General features: G+C 38.7%; 1 protein-coding gene. It reads right to left on the bottom strand.

From position 1 onward, the window contains the following. A partial coding sequence (locus SB816_RS32265) for a hypothetical protein (protein WP_410548278.1) occupies positions 1–266 on the bottom strand: 266 nt, incomplete at both ends.

Genomic DNA, 266 nt, shown 5'->3' with positions numbered 1-266 from the left:
GCTCTTTTCTGCTCGTTTTCAACTGGCTTTGCAACACCTTGACCAACCTTTTTACTATCCATTTCTATTATAATAACTTGCTCAGGCAGTTCAATATTTTGAAGCTCTGCGCTTAACTCATGTTTAACTGCTCCTATTTTACTGTTCGTAATAGAAGCATCGTAAGCGATGTTTAAATCTTCTTGTTTGATATACATAGCGTCAGTAACAGCATTCATTGCTTTACTCACAGTACCTACGCCTTGCTGAATCCCCACAGCAATACC

This window comes from Achromobacter sp. SIMBA_011, assembly GCF_046535435.1.
GTDB classification, from domain to species: Bacteria; Pseudomonadota; Gammaproteobacteria; order Burkholderiales; family Burkholderiaceae_B; genus Achromobacter; species Achromobacter dolens.
Note: the sequence above shows the minus strand (reverse complement) of the source record. Positions and strands in the feature narration are given on the sequence as shown.